At 44.7% G+C, this 14192-nt stretch carries 15 protein-coding genes and 2 pseudogenes; 4 read left to right on the top strand and 13 right to left on the bottom strand.

What is annotated here, in order from left to right:
* Window positions 1-7: 7 nt before the first annotated feature.
* The 8 genes from nuoL to GCWU000325_RS00055 form a co-directional block, all read right to left on the bottom strand.
* On the bottom strand, window positions 8-1942 hold the full coding sequence (gene nuoL, locus GCWU000325_RS00090; RefSeq protein WP_006253792.1) for an NADH-quinone oxidoreductase subunit L: 1935 nt from the start codon (window positions 1940-1942) through the stop codon (window positions 8-10).
* A 59-nt stretch (window positions 1943-2001) separates the two neighbouring features.
* Window positions 2002-2310 carry an NADH-quinone oxidoreductase subunit NuoK gene (gene nuoK / locus GCWU000325_RS00085; protein ID WP_006253791.1) on the bottom strand — a complete coding sequence of 103 codons (309 nt, stop codon included), beginning with the start codon at window positions 2308-2310 and terminating at the stop codon, window positions 2002-2004.
* A gap of 13 nt (window positions 2311-2323) precedes the next feature.
* Window positions 2324-2794, bottom strand: coding sequence for an NADH-quinone oxidoreductase subunit J family protein (locus GCWU000325_RS00080; protein WP_377924579.1), 471 nt, complete (start codon window positions 2792-2794; stop codon window positions 2324-2326).
* 49 nt (window positions 2795-2843) lie between these two features.
* Complete coding sequence (locus GCWU000325_RS00075) at window positions 2844-3428, bottom strand: NuoI/complex I 23 kDa subunit family protein (protein ID WP_006253789.1); 585 nt, start codon at window positions 3426-3428, stop codon at window positions 2844-2846.
* Window positions 3429-3435: 7 nt separating this feature from the next.
* The gene (gene nuoH, locus GCWU000325_RS00070) at window positions 3436-4476 is read right to left on the bottom strand and encodes an NADH-quinone oxidoreductase subunit NuoH (protein WP_244832879.1); all 1041 of its coding nucleotides are present in this window, start codon (window positions 4474-4476) and stop codon (window positions 3436-3438) included.
* 77 nt (window positions 4477-4553) lie between these two features.
* Window positions 4554-6230 carry an NADH-quinone oxidoreductase subunit D gene (locus GCWU000325_RS00065; RefSeq protein ID WP_006253787.1) on the bottom strand — a complete coding sequence of 559 codons (1677 nt, stop codon included), beginning with the start codon at window positions 6228-6230 and terminating at the stop codon, window positions 4554-4556.
* Between the two features lie 38 nt (window positions 6231-6268).
* The gene (locus tag GCWU000325_RS00060; protein WP_006253786.1) at window positions 6269-6913 is read right to left on the bottom strand and encodes an NADH-quinone oxidoreductase subunit B; all 645 of its coding nucleotides are present in this window, start codon (window positions 6911-6913) and stop codon (window positions 6269-6271) included.
* The gene (locus GCWU000325_RS00055; RefSeq protein ID WP_006253785.1) at window positions 6904-7254 is read right to left on the bottom strand and encodes an NADH-quinone oxidoreductase subunit A; all 351 of its coding nucleotides are present in this window, start codon (window positions 7252-7254) and stop codon (window positions 6904-6906) included. Before GCWU000325_RS00055 ends, GCWU000325_RS00060 begins: the two co-directional genes overlap by 10 nt.
* Window positions 7255-7789: 535 nt before the next feature.
* Here GCWU000325_RS00055 and GCWU000325_RS00050 point away from each other — a divergent pair.
* Window positions 7790-8374 (top strand): LuxR C-terminal-related transcriptional regulator, encoded by a 585-nt coding sequence (locus GCWU000325_RS00050; RefSeq protein WP_040598676.1) that lies wholly within the window; start codon window positions 7790-7792, stop codon window positions 8372-8374.
* Between the two features lie 719 nt (window positions 8375-9093).
* Here GCWU000325_RS00050 and GCWU000325_RS00040 read toward each other — a convergent pair.
* From GCWU000325_RS00040 to GCWU000325_RS00020, 5 genes and pseudogenes are all read right to left on the bottom strand, one after another.
* Complete coding sequence (locus tag GCWU000325_RS00040; protein ID WP_006253778.1) at window positions 9094-9864, bottom strand: UDP-2,3-diacylglucosamine diphosphatase; 771 nt, start codon at window positions 9862-9864, stop codon at window positions 9094-9096.
* A 106-nt stretch (window positions 9865-9970) separates the two neighbouring features.
* On the bottom strand, window positions 9971-10291 hold the full coding sequence (locus GCWU000325_RS00035; protein ID WP_006253777.1) for an iron-sulfur cluster assembly protein: 321 nt from the start codon (window positions 10289-10291) through the stop codon (window positions 9971-9973).
* Between the two features lie 13 nt (window positions 10292-10304).
* On the bottom strand, window positions 10305-10991 hold the full coding sequence (gene radC / locus GCWU000325_RS00030) for a RadC family protein (RefSeq protein WP_006253776.1): 687 nt from the start codon (window positions 10989-10991) through the stop codon (window positions 10305-10307).
* An 11-nt stretch (window positions 10992-11002) separates the two neighbouring features.
* Window positions 11003-11995 (bottom strand): glycosyltransferase family 2 protein, encoded by a 993-nt coding sequence (locus GCWU000325_RS00025; RefSeq protein WP_006253775.1) that lies wholly within the window; start codon window positions 11993-11995, stop codon window positions 11003-11005.
* A 117-nt stretch (window positions 11996-12112) separates the two neighbouring features.
* Window positions 12113-12304 (bottom strand): annotated as a pseudogene (locus GCWU000325_RS00020) (hypothetical protein); the annotation flags it as partial.
* 142 nt (window positions 12305-12446) lie between these two features.
* Between GCWU000325_RS00020 and GCWU000325_RS00015 the strand changes: the two are divergent.
* The 3 genes and pseudogenes from GCWU000325_RS00015 to GCWU000325_RS00005 all read left to right on the top strand — a co-directional run.
* Window positions 12447-13028: a hypothetical protein gene (locus GCWU000325_RS00015; protein ID WP_006253773.1), complete on the top strand. Its 582-nt coding sequence runs from the start codon at window positions 12447-12449 to the stop codon at window positions 13026-13028.
* Complete coding sequence (locus GCWU000325_RS00010; protein WP_083787939.1) at window positions 12952-13545, top strand: RES domain-containing protein; 594 nt, start codon at window positions 12952-12954, stop codon at window positions 13543-13545. Before GCWU000325_RS00015 ends, GCWU000325_RS00010 begins: the two co-directional genes overlap by 77 nt.
* A 287-nt stretch (window positions 13546-13832) precedes the next feature.
* A pseudogene (locus tag GCWU000325_RS00005) lies at window positions 13833-14192 on the top strand (IS982 family transposase); the annotation flags it as partial.

Genomic DNA, 14192 nt, shown 5'->3' with positions numbered 1-14192 from the left:
TTCGTGCTTAAAAGATCAAAATTAACAAAAGAGCAAGAAGGCCCAAGAAGAATACAAAAGCATAACGTTGGATGGAACCATTTTGCAGGCCACGGATGTTGAAACCGAGCTCATGCGTACCCCAAGCTAAGAAGTTGAAGAAGCCATCGATGATCGTACGGTCGAACCACGCCAAGGGGCGAGAAATCTTCGCGAAGATAATACGATGGGTGATGAACTGGTAAACTTCATCTAAATAGAAGCGGTGGTAAGCCCATTTGTGCAGACCTGCAAATTGGGTCGCCAATTTGTTGGCCACAGGTTGCTTTTCTCCCTTGTACATGTAAGTTGCAAGTCCAATGGAAACCAAGGCAATGATTACGCTCTTCAAACCTAACATCCAATTGAAGTGAGATAAGAAGTCGTAAGATTGTCCATCGGCTGAAATGAATTTTCCGAAAGGAATAAATCCGGCAATGCAGGTCACACCAGCCAAGAAGATCAATGGGAATGTCATCGTCCACGGAGCTTCGTGAGGGTGAATTTCTGCGTGATGCTCTTTGTTTTCAGTTCCCCAGAAGATGCCATAGTAAAGACGGAACATATAGAACGCTGTCATAGCGGCAATAATGGTCATAATCCATCCCATTGCCGGACTATATACAAATGCGGCATCTAAGATTTCATCTTTAGAGAAGAAGCCTGAGAATGGAGGTATGCCGGAGATGGCCAAGCAAGAAATGAGGAACGTAATATGGGTGATTGGCATATACTTGCGCATACCGCCCATAGCGCTCATTTCATTGCTATGAACCGCGTGGATAAGGCATCCTGCGCATAAGAATAGGCAGGCCTTAAACATTGCGTGTGTAAATAGGTGGAACATAGCAGCCATATAGCCAATACTCAACTCTCCATTTACCTCTGCAGATTCTGCTCCGTTCCAAGGTAAGCATACGCCCAAAGCAACCATCATAAAGGCGATCTGGGAGATAGTCGAGAAGGCAAGTACACGCTTAATGTCGCTTTGCACACAAGCTACTGCCGCCGCATAAAAGGCTGTCAGTGCTCCAATCCAACCTACGATATGCAAAGTTTCCGGAGCATATGTGATCCACAGTGGGAACATACGAGCCACTTGGTAAACTCCGGCTACGACCATAGTCGCCGCGTGAATTAAGGCGCTGACTGGCGTCGGGCCTTCCATTGCATCCGGCAACCAAATGTGGAGCGGGAACATAGCACTCTTACCGGCACCACCGATGAACATCAAGATCAATGCTGTTGGTAACATAAATGCTGCTCCTGCGAACTCTCGCACATTATTTTCGATTGTAAAATCGAAATTGAATGTCTTTGCATAGTACCCGAAAATCAAGATGCCGATTAAGAAGAAGAGATCGGCGAAACGCGTTACGATAAACGCCTTCTTTGATGCTGCAATAGCTGCTTTCTGTGTGTAGTAAAAGCCGATTAGGAGGTAGGAAGAAACTCCCACAAGCTCCCAAAATAAATACATTTGGAAGATGTTGGTTGCTATGACTAAGCCAAGCATAGACATCGTGAAAAGACTTAGAAAAGCATAATAGCGCTGGAAACCCCGCTCACCATGCATATATCCAAACGAGTAGATATGGACCATAAAAGATACCGTTGTAATGACAATGAGCATCATTACTGAAATCGGATCTAATAGTATTCCCATATCAAAGTGCAGTGTGCCTAATGGAAGCCAAGTAACATTGAAAGGCACTAATGCTTGATAAATACCTTCAGCCGTGCGAGGCAGAGTAAAATATTGGTAGGCCGTATAATACGCCAAAGCCATCACTACGCCGAGTGAAGACGTACCTATAATACCTGCGGCACGATGGCTCATCTTTTTACCAGCTAAAGCAAGTAAGAGGAAAGATAAGAACGGCAAAGCCGGTATTAACAAGGTATATAAGAATTGATTTTCCATTGTTAGAATCTTATTATCTTATGGACTTAAGGAGCAGGGTAGCCTGTCCTAAGATCGTCCTACCATTTCATTTTTTCTAATTTACCTACCGAAATATCCTTTAGAAGGCGATAGATATTAATCATTATAGCGATCGCAATAGCACTTTCAGCTGCTGAAATTGCAATAGAGAATAAGGCAAAGAAATAGCCTTCGTGCCCATTGGGATAAAGCATTCTGTTGAAAGCTGCAAAGTTCAAATCAGTAGCATTGAGCATCAATTCTACTGAGAGAAGAATGGCAAGTGTACTACGGCGCGTCAAGAACCCAAAGATTCCGGCAAACATCATTACCGCCGAAATAATCAGTATATAGTCTAATTGAATCATAACAGAATCGATATTAACGTTTGCGTGCAATTAACAGTGCGGCTACGATGCAGGCTAATAGGAGTAAAGAAACAACCTCAAAGGGAAGGAGGTAACCATTCGCCTCTGTTGAAAGTAGGTTCATTCCGATTTCCTTCATCGAAATAACAGACTCATCGGGAGCTGCAAGCTTGTCCTTTATAAATCCAGCCTTTATAAATGCGTAGATAAACGCACCAAAGCCAACGAGAGAAAGTAGAGCAGAGGCAAAGATTTTTTGCTTCGTGTTGTCACTCAGTTTATCCTTTGCTCCTTTTGTCAATAGGATGGCAAATACATAAAGAACAACGATACCACCGGCATAGACCATAACCTGAACAGCTCCCAAGAATGTATAGCCCATTAAGAAATACATTCCGGCTGTTCCCAATAAGACAAAGAATAAGTACGTAGCTGCACGAATAATACTCTTCGTCAAAACTGTGGCAAATGCTGAAAAGACCATCAACACAGCCAAAACAACAAACATTATATTGTGTGAATCCATTGTCGTCTTATTTTGAGGGTGTGTTATCGGTTTTTGTTTCAGCTTCCGCTTCCGCCATCGGCTTGTCTTTAGGCTTCGTTGTGGCGTCATCGGCTGGCGTAGCAGCTTTAGGCGCTGCTGAACGTGCTGGCTTTTCTAGCAATCGACTTCCAGGCTGGTTCAATTGTAAGATCAGTTTTGAGCGGTCAAACACTGCATTTTCGAAAGATTGATCAAATGTGATAGCATCATGAGGGCACGCCCTGACGCAAAGCATACAAAACATGCAAGAGCCCAAATTGTACTCGTGACGAAGCAGCTGTTTCTTCTTTTTGCCATCAGGCGTGGCTACCATTTCCGTAACCACATTGATCGAATTGTTCGGGCAAGCCATCATGCAAAGACCGCAGCCGACACACTTATGTTCATTATTTTCATTATGGGGCATAACGAGGCTCCCACGAAAACGGTCGAACATCACGAGTTCTTTTCTGTTTTCGGGATATTGCTGCGTTATCTTCTTTGTAAAAAGCTCGCGCATAGTCGTTCGTAGTCCGACAGCCAGCGTTTTTACTCCGCAAAGAAGCCCTTGAATATAGTTCTTATCTTGCATTTCCTTATCAGTTAATGTTGATTCCTAATCCGAAGACTACAAGTAAAGCCATCAAAAGTAAGTTGACCAAACTAAGTGGCATCAAATACTTCCATTCTAAAGATAGGATGTGGTCAATACGCAGACGGGGGAAAGTCCAACGCTCCCACATTAATAAGAAGACCACAAAGAAGGTCTTTCCGACAAACCAAATGGCACCGGGAACATAATCCATCGCGATATTAAAACCTTCCAAGCCTGGAATGTGCAGCGGTGCCCAACCTCCGAGGAAGAGGGTTGCTGCAATACCGGCAGTGATGAAAAGGTTGAGATATTCAGCCAAATAGTAGAAGCCAAAGTGCATACCGGAATATTCTGTGTGATAACCTGCAGTCAACTCACTTTCGCCTTCAGGAAGGTCAAAAGGTCCGCGGTTACATTCAGCATTACCGGCAATCATATAGATAATGAAAGCAAACAAAGCAGGAATATGTCCACGTACGATGTTCCACCCATTGTCATATTGCTGTTGTACGATCTCACTGATTTGCATCGTGCCCGTCATTGCTACCATAGTCAGCATAGTAAGGCCTATAGAAACTTCGTAGCTGATCAATTGTGCTCCACTACGCATTGCGCCGATAAGAGAGTATTTATTATTACTACTCAAACCAGCCAACAGAATGCCAACCACGCCGATGGAAGATACAGCAATAAAGAAGAATATGCCGATGTTGAAGTCGATGATATGTCCACCTTTATTCCAAGGTAAACAAGCAAAAGTAAGCATAGAGGCTACAACGACGAGGAAAGGTGCAAAATCATGCAATAGTCGATCAGAGTTGCGCATTCGTATGATTTCCTTTGTCAACATCTTGAAGACGTCACCAAAAACCTGGAGCAAGCCCCATTTACCAACGCGGTTCGGTCCCAAACGACATTGGAAGAAACCACAAACCTTGCGCTCCATATAAATCAGCGCAATAGCAAAGACGGCATATAATGTAATGATGATCAAAGCTACAATAACTGATTCAATCAATGTTGCAGCCCAGTCCGGCAAGATCATATTCAGCTGCTCATCTATTGCCGCTGTCCAAGTATTCAAATCAAATAAATAGGATTTCATATAGCAGTCTTTACTTTTTAGCGGTCAATATCTGGGACAACATAATCTACAGTTCCACCAATGGCCATCAAGTCGGCAATAAAGTTGTCGCGACAAATAGTGTCCATTGCTGCGACCAAAGGCAAACCAGTTGAGCGATAATGCAGGCGCGAAGGGAATTTATCTCCCTTGCTTTCAAGCAGTACGCCGAACTCGCCGCGGCTTCCTTCTACGGCAGAATAATATGTGCCTGCAGGAATCTTGATGATAGGCTTCGTCTTGGTTTGGAAAGGTCCTTCAGGAATGCCATCAATCAATTGTTCGATGATCTTCAAGCTTTCCTCAATTTCCTTCATACGTACCATTAAGCGTGCAAAACTATCACCTTCTGTATAAGTGATCTCTTGGAAATCAACTTTGTCGTAAGCAGCATAAGGTTGGTGCTTGCGTAAGTCATTGCTCCAGCCTGCAGCGCGACCTGTACCACCGGTACAGCCAAAACTAATCACCTGCTCCTTATTTAATACGCCAACGCCTTCAAGACGATTGTGTGCAATGACATTGTTCACAAAGATATCGTAATACTCTTGGAGGTTGTGGCGCATATACGGGATAAACTCCTTGACGCGGCGCACAAAGTTCGGGTGGATGTCGGCCATCACTCCGCCAATCGTATTATAGTTTAAGATCAAGCGGCCGCCACAAGTTTCTTCAAAAATATCGAGAATTTGCTCGCGATCACGGAATCCATACAAGAAAGCCGACGTTGCGCCCATATCTTGGCACAAGCAAGAGAAGAACAGAATGTGCGAATCGATACGCTGAAATTCATCCATAATCGTGCGGATGTATTGTACGCGTTCGCTCACTTCAATGCCGGCAGCCTTTTCGATACACATACACAATGCGTGGCGGTTTTGCATTGCGCCAAGATAATCTAAGCGTTCAGTCAGTGCTAAAGTTTGCGGATAAGTCAAACTTTCGTTCAACTTTTCTATACCGCGATGGATGTAGCCCAAGATTGGGTCAATTTTGCGTATGCGTTCGCCCTCCAAAGCTACACGGAAGTGTAATACGCCGTGGGTAGAAGGGTGTTGAGGACCAATATTCACGACATAGTCATCTTCCGTGAAGATCGTGTTCTCTTTTGTCGTGATGCTACCATCGGGGCGATCATATTGAGTAGTCACGTCGGCCAACGGTTCGTTATCCATGCGCAGCGGGTTCTCCTCCTCGGGCTTATCATCTTTACGCATCGGGTAGCCGTTCCAATCTTCTCTCAAGAAGATACGGCGCATATCAGGATGCCCTAAGAATTTAATGCCGAAGAAGTCGAAAACCTCCCGCTCATATATGTTTGCAATGTTCCAAAGGTCGCTTACTGTCGGCAAGAAAGGATTTTCCCTGTCCGTTGTCGCTGTTTTCAAGCTGATGCGCTTGTTTTGCGTTGTCGACCAAAGATTGTATACGACGCCGAGCCCATCCTCGCCCCAGTCCATACCGGTCAGCGTTTCGAGGAAGTCAAAATGCTCTTCATCTTTTAGTCGTTGCATTTCTGCGTGCAAATCTTCCGGAGCCAAGTAGTGCAGTTGCAATTCGTTCTCCGCCGGTTTCGTTTCCGTCGGCGTTGCTGCCGGTCGGGCGGGTTGCGGAGCTGCTGCTGCTTGCGGTGCTGTGTTTGCGCGCTCTTGCTTTATCGTTTGCTCGTTTTCCATTTTCTATCTAAAAAACAGTTTTAGAGGTAGCCGAAGGCTTACGCTTCTTCCTCCTCATTCACGATTTTACGCATTTGTTCTCTCGTTTCGGCCGATGTTTGCGGATCTTTTTCTTTCCGGTTGGTCGTGCCGAAGAAGTTTTCAGCTTTAACGATACGTTGCAATTGCATCATGCCGTAAAGGAAAGCCTCTGGGCGCGGCGGACATCCGGGAACGTAAACATTAACCGGGATAATCTCGTCTACGCCTTTCACTACGTGATAAGATTTTACGAAAGGACCGCCCGTCGTGGCGCATCCGCCGATGGCTACCACGTATTTAGGATCGGCCATTTGGTCGTACAAGCGCTTTAAGACGGGAGCCATCTTATTTGTGATTGTACCGCTGACTAAAATGACGTCAGCTTGGCGCGGACTGTTACGTGTTACTTCAAAGCCAAATCGTGCAATGTCGTAGCGAGCTGCACAGACAGCCATAAACTCGATACCGCAGCAACTCGTGGCAAAAGTCAGAGGCCAAAGCGAATTGCTACGGCCCCAGTTGATCAAATCATCCAAAGGCTTAACGATAACATTGGCGCCGTTAGCATTGAGTTCGGCTACCAACTTCTCATATGTCTCGTTATCCTTAAAGTCTTCGTAAGGGATGTTCTTGATTTTCGGTCGTTTTAGTTTCATTGCCATTTAAGAGCCCCCTTCCTCCAAGCATAAGCTAAGCCTAAAATTAACACAAAGAGGAAGAACGCAACGCTCAATAAACCCGCAGCCCCCAGCGAACGCATCACTACGGCCCAAGGAAACAAGAACATGGTCTCCACATCAAACATCAAGAAAAGGATGGCAAACAGGTAATAGCCTACGTGAAACTGCATCCACGCCTTTCCGCGTGTGGGAACGCCACATTCATAAGCTTGTTCTTTCTGCGCATTAAAGCTTCTGGGCGAGATCAAGTTGGCCAGGACCACGACCACGGCTACAAATGCGAACCCTGTCAACGCTGTGGTGACAAACAAGGTAAAGTTCATAGCTTCGTATCTAAATTGTTAATGTATAAATGCTATCGATGTCGCGCAGGCTTTGGTCGGAGATGAGAGGATGTTAATTATTGAGTGACTTAAACAAGCATCTCTTTCAATCTTTCCCGGTCTTTGCGACAAAAAAACTTTTCGAGCAGGCCGCAAGTCGAACAATAAGCCGAGAACGCCTGACTATTCAGGCTGCAAAATTAAAAAAAACTCTCTACATACCTTGAAATATGAGCAGAAAGTTAGTTGCACGCGGCTTTTTTGCGGGGCGTCTTGCCGACTACTTCTTGCGCACAATGTCTTCTCGTTGGCTCAGTATCAATCGAAATGCGTATTTTTCTCATCACTTAACGTCGCAAAAAAGACAATATAGGCTTATAAACTGATTTTATGAAGAAAAATGAGGCAATAAGTGGCGCTTGGGCAAAGTGTAAGTAGCAATCGTGGATTGGTAGAAGCCGGTCCTCCATTCCTAAAGGTGAAATTTATGCTCATTTGTTCGTTGATTTACAGGCAAATCTCTAACTTTGCAATTATGAAACCGCAGATTGCGATAATTACCGGCAATACTTTAGAGGCAATAGGATTGGAAAGTATTGTGCGAAAGATGATGCCTAAAGCCGACGTCCTGCTTTTGCCCTCCTTTTCGGCTTTGGATCAATCTGCCGGCTTCTTTCATTTCTTTATTTCGTCGGAAACTTTATTGAGCCACGCACAATTTTTCTTGCAGCGCAAGCAGCAGACAATCGTATTGATGCACGGCGAAGAGACCCTGCCTTTGCAGGGCTTCCGTACGTTTAATGTGCGGCAGCCGGAGGATGTACTTTTGCGCAGCATACTCCAAATGGCGCAGGCGGGGCATCGACATCGGCCGCGACCCGTGCTGGAAGCGCAAGGCGAAGTGCAGCGAATCTCGCCGCTGACGCCGCGCGAAACGGAGGTGTTGCGCCTTGTTGTATCCGGCTTACTCAATAAGGAGATTGCCAATCGTTTAGGCGTCAGTCTGACAACCGTCATTTCGCACCGTAAGAACTTGACGGCTAAGCTCGGTTTCCGATCCGTTTCTGCGCTCACCATTTATGCCGTCACTCACGGCATAGCTGCTGTGGAAGAAATCTGACGCTTGTTTTCGTCGACCGCTTTCTTGCTTCATCATTGCTTTTGACGCTTCTCTTAAGATCTGTTCGCGGAGAGCGGACATCTCATTTTTCTGCACCTGACGTTGAGGTTGCCCGTATTTTTCCTTTTTCTGTTGATGCAGAGACGCATTTTTGAATGTAAAATGGGTCATAATAGATGGATGATGATGCGCCTCGCCATTGTTTGGCGGCACCAAACCATCGTTTGGCTCCGGCAAACCATTATTTGCTGCCGGCAAACTATAGTTTGTTACCACCAAACAATAAAAAACTGAAAGGTGATGCGCGGACGAAGCGGACTTTAGCGTCGAATATAGCCTGCTGCAAACGGACTATGGCGCTTGTCGTGTCGCTCTGTTCCGATTTGATGACGGTAGCTTGAGTGGGGGAGTTACCGGTGTTTGCTGTCCGGGAGAGTCTTGGGGGATAAGGTCTGCGCTGTGTGAGTCTTCTGCATATATTCGCCACTCATTCTTTGATAATTATACGAACTGCATGGCCGAACTTAAGAGGGATGCTGATAAAAGTGAGAATACGCGGAAAGGAATAAGGGAACGGTCGGGAAATAATTTGCCGGTTAGGAGCTTTTTTGCTCGGTCGTTATTGGTAATTGTGCTTGGCTTTTTAGAGGATGGGCCGATATGGAAAAGCAGCCATATCTCGTCAGATATAGCCGCTCTGTTAGCGTTCGAAAGTGCGCTTAAGGCTGCGTTTCGCCTTCTATAAAGTGCTCCAATTTCAGCGTTTCGCCATCAAAGACGGCATAGCTAAACCTGCTGATCCAATCGCCGATGATCAAAGTGCGGGTTGTGGGGGAGAGTGATAAATCAAGTTCGATATGGCGATGACCGAAGATGAAATAATTGATGTCGGCGTGTGTCGATAGATAACCCTTTGAAAAGCGAATCAAGTCTTCGCGCTCCTCGCCCATATACGGCGGATCGCCGCCTGCACGCTCGTGTTTCAGACGGCTGTGCTTGGCCCAGTTGAGCCCAAACTGCACGCCCCATCTCGGGTGCAGGGCCGAGAAAAGCCGCTTGCACGTGGCGTTGTGAAAGATGCGGCGCAATATTTTATATTTCTTGTCCTCCGCTCCGAGGCCATCGCCGTGCGCCAGATAGAAGAGCTTGCCGTAGATTTCAGTGGTAAAGCTTATTTCTCGATGGACAATCATGCCGCATTCTTGCTCAAAGTAGTCGTTTATCCATAAATCGTGGTTGCCCGTAAAGAAGTGCACTTCCACACCCTTGTCCGTCAGTTCGCTAATCTTGCCCAGCAGGCGCGTGTATCCCTTCGGGACGACTGTACGATATTCATACCAGAAATCAAATATGTCTCCCAAAAGATAAACCGCTTCCGCCTTCTCCTTTATATTGTCCAAGAAGTTGACCAAGCGGCGCTCATGCGTCCGTCTGTGGGCTATCGCCAGGCTGCCTAAGTGGGCGTCCGACAAAAAATAAACTGGTTTCATTCGATTTCGTGTATTTATATCATTCTGTGCAATTCTTTGCGGCTGCACTCCAATTGTTTACTTCAAACTATCGGTTTTGAGGCCTTGTTGGAACTTGATAGGCAGACTAAAGCAGGCCCAAATCGAGCTTAGCCTCGTCGCTCATCATCTCTTTGTCCCACGCCGGCTCAAAAACAACGTTCAGTTTCAAGCTCTTTACGCCCTCTACGGCCTCAACTCTTTGTCGCACGTCTTCCATAATAAAATCTGCTGCCGGACAGTTGGGCGCCGTCAGCGTCATATCCATTTCTAAATGAGCTTCATCATCGAGGTCGATGCGGTAAATAAGTCCCAAATCGTAGACATTTACGGGGATTTCCGGGTCATAAACTGTTTTAAGTACGTCAATAATGCGTTGTTCTATCTGCAGTTTTTCTTCTTGTGTCATATTGATCAATCAATTAAGCGAGTTTTCCTTCTTCTTGATAACTATAATAGCACTTGTCAGCCACAATAATGTGATCTACAAGCCTGATATCCAATAGTCGGGCGGCTTGCGCCACCTTCTGCGTCAAGCGATCATCGGCCTGGCTCGGTCGGGGATTGCCTGAGGGGTGATTATGACAGATGGCAAGCGCCGTAGCCTTGGCTTCCAAAGCCTTTCCAAAGAGCAGACGCACGTCAACTGTAGTTTCGGTCAGTCCGCCGCGACCGATGAGTGCTTCAGAAACCAACTGGAGGCGGCGATTGAGAAACATAGCGTGAAATTCTTCGTGAGGCGTATCCTCCAATCTTTGCCGAAAGAAGCTGTAAATCTTTTGCGGGCCGTCCATAAGTGGGCGCTGTTCCGCCGGCTCTTCGGCCCTGCGCCGGCCCAATTCGCACGCCGCTAAAATCGTGATGGCTTTCGCCGGACCTATACCGGCATATCGGCAGAGGCTTTGAATATCTACGCGACCTAAACGCCGCAGACTATTGTCGTGATCATTGAGGATCTCCTTCATCAATACGACTGCATCTTTGCCGGGACAACCTGAGCCGATCAAAATGGCCAATAGTTCGGCCGAACTCAATTGCCTGGGCCCTAATTCTTCAAACTTCTCGCGCGGACGATCTTCTTTAGACCACTGATTGATCTTAAGCGGCATAGGAAAAACGGTTACTTGTAGAAATTTCTCTTGAAGGCCTCAAATTCACTCTTGCCCAAAACGCGTTGGCGCCACCATGCGCGCAAGAAACCCGTACCATAACCGATGAGCTGTACGAATGCGGCGGGCACAGCCAAGAGTCCGACGAGCAAACTGCGGTTGCGGATGCCGGCATCTATGAAGACCAGCAGTGCATATAAAGCCAACAGTGCCCAAGCCCACGGACAGAAAAAACCGATTAGCAGCAAGAGGCAGCAGCCGATGGTAAACACTGCGGGGAGAAGGTGTACTATTTTTAATGTGCCGGGGTGTCGCTGCGTAAGGTTAATGCGCGCGATGCCGAAATTGTGTACTTGCTTGAAAAACTTCTTTAGGTCTGTGCGGCGTTTGTGCCATACCCAAGCCTCAGGGAAAAGTCGGCAAGCGTAGCCGCCTTCAAAGATGCGGGTAGAGAAATCGATGTCTTCGCCAAAGCGCATTTTGCTGAAACCTTGCAAGTCGTTATAGACGCTACGACGAACACCCATATTAAACGATCTGGGATAAAACTTGTCAAGCTTCTGCTTCCGGCCGCCACGTATGCCGCCGGTGGTGAAAAATGAAGTCATCGCGTAGTTAATCGCTTTCTGAATAGGGGTGAACGAGCTATGCGCGCGATCCGGACCGCCGAAAGCATCGCAGGGTGCGGCCTCAAGTTCCGCTTCTACGGCATTCAAATAATCGGGCGGGATGACGACGTCTGAATCTAAGACGATAATATATGTTCCTTGGGCGCGCTCAACGCCATAGTTGCGCGTCTGCCCCGGGCCTGAGTTGTCCTTATAATAATAATGTATGTCCAGTTGCGTCCGGAAAGTTTCGACCTCCGCTTTGCACTTTACTTGAGAGCCATCTTCAACTATGATTACTTCGAAATCTTTATATTTCTGCTCACAAAGACTTGCTAGCAACTCGCGTACCTCATCAGGGCGATTAAATACAGGGACAACAAAGGAATACTTCATAGCTGCGAAATTACGCAAAAAAGATACAAACCCAAATATTTCCGGGTAAAATCGGGTAATGTCCTTTCATAAGATAATTTCTGCCGGTATGGTTTATTGATAATTTAGTCCTGATTATCCACCACAAAGGTAACTGAAGAAGAGAGAGCCAAAAATACTTCCATAACAGAATGCTTTGCCGCTACTTCCACGTTTGCCCAATACAGATTCGGTAAGTTTTTCAAAGCCCAACTTTGAGAAAACGTCCATAATGTGATAAATTCCACCGAAAGAAGTGATATTTTCGTTTCTAATTGCTACCTTTGTCATGTCAGATTTTTGCTTACTTGTTATGTTTGCAGCACCAAGATAGGTGAAATTTCTGACATATCCAAGTGTCTTGAGAACTTTGTTTCTCAGGCACTTGGAGTTCTTACAAGAATTTATGCTGCGGAATTAAGGTTTTAAAGATATGACACATCAAGAACTCTACCAAGAATTGCTAAATCCTGACTCTGATTTGGTATACCCTTTTTATTATTATGATGAAGATAAAGACTATTTTGATTATTGGAGTGATTTAGCCGAGAAGTATAAAAAGAAGATCTATAGTCTTAGTGATGAAAGTGTAAAGACTCTGAACATGGCATTTAAAAAAGCATTAGTAGGGTATGAGGAATATATGCCAACGAAAAGGCATAATTTTAAAGAAGATTTTGATAAGATTTACAGTACAATACAAGAAGCATTAAGCTCATGCTATATGAATTACTATGAGGCTGCGTATGAATTATTGCATAATTTCTTTGTAAGTGATGATTTTTTTTATTTGAAGATGCTTCCAAGAACAATTATTGAGAAGAATAATGTCTTTTATAGAATACGACTAGATTTTAAGCCAAGCAAGGGTAAAGGACAAGATGGTGACTTATTCCATATCCCATTTCATTTACGTCACAAAGTAGCTTCCACTAGGTATGGGCTTCTTAGGCTATCCTGTCTTCTATCTTGCTGGAAGTTTAGAAACTGCTTGTTACGAAATGAACTGCCCTGATACCAAGTCCTTTTCTTATGCAAAATTTAAAACTACAATGGCATTAAGCTTTTTAGATTTAGGTTACCCTATCGATAAGAATCTAGCAGACTGGGAGTATTATAGCTTTTTAGTTTTCTACCCTTTAATAATGGGATGTCTAATATCTGTAAAACATCCACAAGACCCTTTTAAACCTGAATATGTGCTACCGCAGCTTATGACGAAAATTATCAGAGAAATGCCTCAAGAGGGTAGTCCAGAAAACGGTGAACCTTCAACGAATAAGGGGTTTGCGGGCATTGTGTATATGTCTACAAAAAGCCCACACAAAGATAACTTACATGATCTGTCATTACGCAATTTTGCACTATTTCCTCGAAATACAATATGTCGAGAAGGCTATGATAGCGAATACTTATCTCCTATGTTTGAAATGTCAGGTATAAAGACTTTTTCTCATTCGAGTGAAAGTCTTTCAGAAGAAGATTCGTCGAAAGACGAATTTCACTCTATTAATGTTACATTGATACAATAAAGGTTTGCTTTTCTTTGGATATATATAAAGTATTGATAGTAAAAGAAAATAAAGAAATAAGCCTTACCCTCTAACCCCTCTCCGAGTGAAGAGGGGCGTAATCGCCGAGGTATCCCAATGGTTCTAAAATCGTTAATTTAATTAAGATAGAAAGAGATAGGTGAAAGTTTTTTATATAAATGTAACGTGAGTTCGACGAATTATAAGTGTCTATAGATTTGGTGATTAGCGAAATTTGTTGTAATTTTAAGGTGTTGATATACATAGAATTACAAACAAAAATCGCTATGATCACCGAAGCCAAAGTTACTGAAATATTTTGTATGGCAGACGACTTCTGCAAGTTTTTTGATGCAATGACAGCAAAATATACGCTAAAACCTGCCAGAAAAAGAAAATATCATCGAAGTTCCACGATGTCAAAGGCCGAAGTCATGCTGATAATGATTCTTTTCCACGACTCCGGTTATCGCTGCTTTAAACATTTCTATCTTGAAAAAGTATGCAGGCATCTTCGCCATCTGTTTCCCAAGGTTGTTTCTTATAACCGTTTAGTAGAATTGGAAAAGGAGGTAGCCGTACCCTTAACCTTATTTATCAAGAAGGTCCTCTTGGGCAAATGCACGGGCATAAGCTTTGTTGACAGC

It is taken from the genome of Alloprevotella tannerae ATCC 51259 (genome assembly GCF_000159995.1).
In the GTDB taxonomy this organism is placed as follows: Bacteria; Bacteroidota; Bacteroidia; order Bacteroidales; family Bacteroidaceae; genus Alloprevotella; species Alloprevotella tannerae.
The sequence above is the reverse complement of the archived record's forward strand: the minus strand, read 5'-3'. Positions and strand labels throughout refer to the sequence as shown.